The organism is Sphingobacterium thermophilum (genome assembly GCF_039541675.1).
GTDB classification, from domain to species: Bacteria; Bacteroidota; Bacteroidia; order Sphingobacteriales; family Sphingobacteriaceae; genus Sphingobacterium; species Sphingobacterium thermophilum.
On the sequence record NZ_BAABGR010000037.1, the window covers coordinates 1 to 4,530 of the forward strand.

A 4,530-nucleotide genomic window follows, 5' to 3' on the forward strand; every position below is an offset into this window, starting at 1 on the left:
GATCTGCTCCGGTCTGAATCGTTTCCCTTTCATAATATACTGTTAAAGTTATCAATCATTTTTCTATTCTCTAACAGTCTTTTTTTCAGGGGAGCTTACAGCCCGAACCAATCGTTACCAATCAAGGCGAAAGTAAAATTGAGTTAGACGAAATACTTAACTATTCAATGTTAGTTTTGCTCGACACTTTGAATACCAAAGAAAGAGCTGTTTTCTTGTTGAAAGAAGCGTTTGATTACGAACACGATGAAATTGCCAAAATATTAGAAATTTCCGTAGAAAATTCCCGACAACTACTCACAAGAGCCAAAAAAAAACTGAAATTACGGAAACCCGAGATCACAACTTCGTCTGCAAAAGACCGAAAATATTTAGAAAAATATGTGAATGCAATCCGCAAAGGCGATGTAAAAACTTTGGAACAAATGCTATCTGATGAAGTACAAGTTTTGGCAGACGCAGGAAATAAATTACAGGCTATTGCTGAACTGACTTCAGGAATTGAGAATACAATTAAATTGATGACCTACGTTTATGAAAATCATCAAAAAGACCTTGAAATAAAAATCGAAGAAATCAATCATCAATCTGCATTACTATTTTACAGAGGTACAACGTTGATAAATTGTCAAATATTTGAATTAAGCCCAAATGGAAAAATCACGAGTATCTTTTCTGTCGTTGACCCGGAGAAATTGATGAAAATCTAAAAACTTCTCTACTTTCTGTCACGTTCAGCTATTTGGAATTGTCCTATAAGAGACAATTAAATTTTATACACAATGAAAGAATTTGCATTAATTTTCAGATTAAAAGACATTTCCGATTTCAGACCAACACCTGAGCAAATGCAGGAACGTATGAATTGGTTGACAGGTATTGCTTCACAAGACAAATTGGTGGACAAAGGCAACACACTTTTGCCATTTGCAGGAAGTGCAAAAACCATAAAGTCTAACAACGAAGTAACAGACGGATTTCACACCGAAATCAAAGAATTTGTTAGCGGTTACGTTGTAATAAAAGCCAATACTATTGATGAAGCGGTAGAAATCGCCAAAACCAATCCAATTTTTGACCAAGTAGGTGGAAATATAGAAGTAAGAGAAGTTTTGAAAAGGGATTAGTAGTTATCAAAACAATTAAAATTTAGCCCCGAAAAAAAATCGGGGCTTTTTTATTCCCACAAACTCTAATCCTTAATATCTGTAAGCAAAATTATAATCTGATATATGCAGAGGCTTTTTTATTATCTCTGTGGTTGCAGATATAAATAAAAAATGAGTTTATATAACACATACAAGCAAGATTTTGAACATATTCTTTCGCTCCTCACCGAAGCACGCAACCGTGTTTACAGCAAAGCCAATAGTGAATTAGTTTTATTGTATTTCAATGTCGGTAAAGTGGTTTCGTATAGAGTGAACATAGGAAAATGAGGCGAAAATATGGTAAAAAAATTATATGAATTTATCTTATCAAAAGCTCCAAACCTTTCAGGTTTCAACCGCAGAGGTTTGTACAGAATGAAACAGTTTTTTGAGGTGTATTCGGATAAGGAATTTATATCATCTCTCAATACGCTTTTAAAACCTATGGAAATCAATTAGACACAAATTCAATGGTCATCTCACAACGCCTTTCCGTAAGAGAATTGGAACGACAATTAAATACAGAAACATTTGAATGTTCTATGCTTTCAAACAAAATTGTGTCCACAGCAAGGACACAATTACCCGAAAATCTTTTTAAAGACCCTTATGTATTTGAGTTTTTGGAGTTACCAGACGGACACAGCGAGAAAGATTTGGGAAAAGCCATTACGATAAATTCACAAAAATTCATTTTGGAAATCGGAAAAGATTTTACCTATATGGGCGAACAATACCGCATACAGGCAGGTAACAGAGATTTCCGCAACGACTTACTTTTTAATCATCGTGAATTAAACTGTTTAGTGTTGTTTGAACTGAAAATACGGGAGTTTGAACCCGAATTTTTACGCAAACTTAATTTCTATTTGGGAGCATTAGATAAAGATGCGAGGAAGCAGCACGAGAATCCGAGTGTTGAAATTTTGGTCTGCAAAGGCAAAGACATAGAAGTAGTCGAAATTTCAATGTCAAGAAACGTAAGTCCTGCAATCATTGCTGACAATTAAACAAAACTTATAGACAAGAAAATGTTAGTAAATAAATTACATCAATTAGGGCAAGTATAAGATAAACCAAACGAACAAAATAACGATAAATAAAATTGCTACGGCTATAACAAGGGTTTTGCAAAATGGCAGAGTAAAGGCTAAAAATAAAGTTTCCTCTTTCTATTCCGCAAAAAGCCAATATCGAATAGAGTGTTTATATTCTGCGGAATTGGTGAGCACTGTGTGGTTATATTGACTTTTTTCTTAAATTTATTCAATAAATTGGCTTTTGCTTACCGTGTCGCTAGATTGAAACTTTTTGCTTCAATTTCCGCTCCTTCACAAAGCCCCGGCTTGTTAGCGGTCATTGCAAAAACAACATACTTAACCATTATGAGAAAAGTAATACTTGATTTAGCTGTATCTTTAGATGGATACATTGAAGGTCCAAATGGTGAAATTGATTGGTGTATTTTAGATGATGATATGGAGTTCGATAAGTTTATCGAAAGTGTAGACACCATATTTTACGGACGAGTGAGTTACGATGCTTGGGGAAATTATCAACCCGAAAATGATGCTAATGATAGTGTAAAAGCTATTTGGAAAGCCATTCATTCTAAAAATAAAATCGTATTCACAAGACAAATCCGAAACGATAATAATGTCACTTATATAAACTCAGATATTACGCAAAGTGTAGAACAGATAAAAGCTAAGGATGGAAAAGATATTTGGTTGTATGGCGGAGCAAAACTAATCGAAACATTTGTAGATAGGAAGCTAATTGATATTTATAGATTATCAGTTCATCCAGTCGTGCTGGGAAATGGGAAACCATTATTTGAAAATCTGAAACAACGATTGAACTTTGAATTATTAAGTGTCAAAAAATTTAGATCAGGAGTCGTTCAATTAATTTATAAAAATGAGAAATAAGCAACGAACCGCTAACAATGCATACGCACAATGACTGGTTTCAACTATCTAAGACAGTACTCAGGTAATTAAAAATTTTCGGTTCTTTGAAAAATTTCGGTTCGATGCGCCACTATGTTGTATGTGAAACCGTTATGCGAAAATTTTTCCTAAAAAGCTTCCAATAAATCTTATTATTGAGTTTTTTACTTTTAATTATCCTTTAGTTAAAAACAAAGAAGAGCAAAATTTGATCTGCCAACTGGGAAAGAACATTTATAAAAGAATATGAATGATGAACTTTTAGAACTAAAGGAATTTTTAGAAAAAATAGACATAAAACACAAATGATAATATTTTTGAGATAGGGACAAGAGGTTTTTATGAAAATCCGTTCACTGAAGTTTTATCATTTTGATTGGATAGTCAAAGTAAATATCCCATCGAAATTTATTTGTCAAAAATTTGCTTGTCTGTGATTTGAGACGCACTATTTCTGTAACCAATTTCTTCTTCTACATCCAACTCTAATGTTGCAATGCCATTGGCTTTGTCTCGAGCTTTTTTAAGAATCTCTTGCGTGTGTTCTAATGTAAATTTATTTGTTTTAAAGGTTTAACTTTCAGAGTGTTTCATAACTTCCTGTATAGCGTCAAGTTGAAAGGCCTGCTCTTTGAATTGTAGTTTCATAACGGATAATCACTCTTAAAGTGGAGGGCTTAAAGTACATATAAATTTTTAATTCAAAAAACTGCACATACACATCTAAAATAAACGAAATTTACTTTTTAGATTACTTACTTTATATTTTATACACCTTATTGAGGCAATTATAGGTTTGTTAATTATTTAAGATTTGTTTCATTCTTAAAGAAAATAAAATTTTACCCCTTCCCATCATTTCAAGTTTTTTCAAAACCATTCCTCAAAATCGTTTTATAACAACTTACTTTGACAAAAAATTCGTGAATCTATTATGTCAAAGCTATCAGATCAAACTCTTGAGCTCCTAAAAAAAGAATATCTGAATATTTCAGGATTAGCCATTGCGAAGGATGGAAAAATCGCATACGAGTATTTTGCTCGAGATTCCGAAAAGGATGCAAAAATTCACGTGGCATCTGTCACCAAAAGTGTATTTTCCATACTCGTTGGCATTGCCTTGGAAAAGCAATACATCAAAAGCATCCATGAAAAGATTATAAGCTACTTTCCTGACCTGAAAATCAGCTGCAGAAATAAGACACTCTCTCAACTGGAAATAAAACATCTGCTGACGATGACTGCGCCGTATAAATTCCGGTCGGAGCCTTATAGCAAAGTTTTTTCCACACAAAACTGGGGATGGACCGCGCTGCAATTATTGGGGGGTGTAAGCTCCCCTGAAAAAAAGACTGTTAGAGAATAGAAAAATGATTGATAACTTTAACAGTATATTATGAAAGGGAAACGATTCAGACCGGAGCAGA

Annotated in this window: 7 protein-coding genes; all 7 read left to right on the forward strand. The window is 33.5% G+C overall.

Annotation, left to right across the window (positions count from 1 at the left end):
• The first annotated feature begins 167 nt into the window (after nucleotides 1–167).
• The 7 genes from ABD873_RS12710 to ABD873_RS12740 all read left to right on the forward strand — a co-directional run bounded on the left by ABD873_RS12710 (nucleotide 168) and on the right by ABD873_RS12740 (nucleotide 4,469).
• Complete coding sequence (locus tag ABD873_RS12710; protein ID WP_345068877.1) at nucleotides 168–710, forward strand: sigma factor-like helix-turn-helix DNA-binding protein; 543 nt, start codon at nucleotides 168–170, stop codon at nucleotides 708–710.
• Between the two features lie 72 nt (nucleotides 711–782).
• Nucleotides 783–1,127 carry a YciI family protein gene (locus ABD873_RS12715; RefSeq protein ID WP_345068879.1) on the forward strand — a complete coding sequence of 115 codons (345 nt, stop codon included), beginning with the start codon at nucleotides 783–785 and terminating at the stop codon, nucleotides 1,125–1,127.
• A gap of 153 nt (nucleotides 1,128–1,280) precedes the next feature.
• On the forward strand, nucleotides 1,281–1,439 hold the full coding sequence (locus ABD873_RS12720; RefSeq protein WP_345068881.1) for a DUF1016 N-terminal domain-containing protein: 159 nt from the start codon (nucleotides 1,281–1,283) through the stop codon (nucleotides 1,437–1,439).
• Between the two features lie 9 nt (nucleotides 1,440–1,448).
• On the forward strand, nucleotides 1,449–1,610 hold the full coding sequence (locus ABD873_RS12725) for a hypothetical protein (RefSeq protein ID WP_345068883.1): 162 nt from the start codon (nucleotides 1,449–1,451) through the stop codon (nucleotides 1,608–1,610).
• 83 nt (nucleotides 1,611–1,693) lie between these two features.
• A complete protein-coding gene (locus ABD873_RS12730) occupies nucleotides 1,694–2,161 on the forward strand; it encodes a PDDEXK nuclease domain-containing protein (protein WP_345068885.1) in 468 nt (155 codons plus the stop codon).
• Nucleotides 2,162–2,386: 225 nt separating this feature from the next.
• The gene (locus tag ABD873_RS12735) at nucleotides 2,387–3,082 is read left to right on the forward strand and encodes a dihydrofolate reductase family protein (RefSeq protein WP_345068887.1); all 696 of its coding nucleotides are present in this window, start codon (nucleotides 2,387–2,389) and stop codon (nucleotides 3,080–3,082) included.
• 955 nt (nucleotides 3,083–4,037) lie between these two features.
• Complete coding sequence (locus ABD873_RS12740; protein ID WP_345068889.1) at nucleotides 4,038–4,469, forward strand: serine hydrolase domain-containing protein; 432 nt, start codon at nucleotides 4,038–4,040, stop codon at nucleotides 4,467–4,469.
• Nucleotides 4,470–4,530 lie beyond the last annotated feature (61 nt).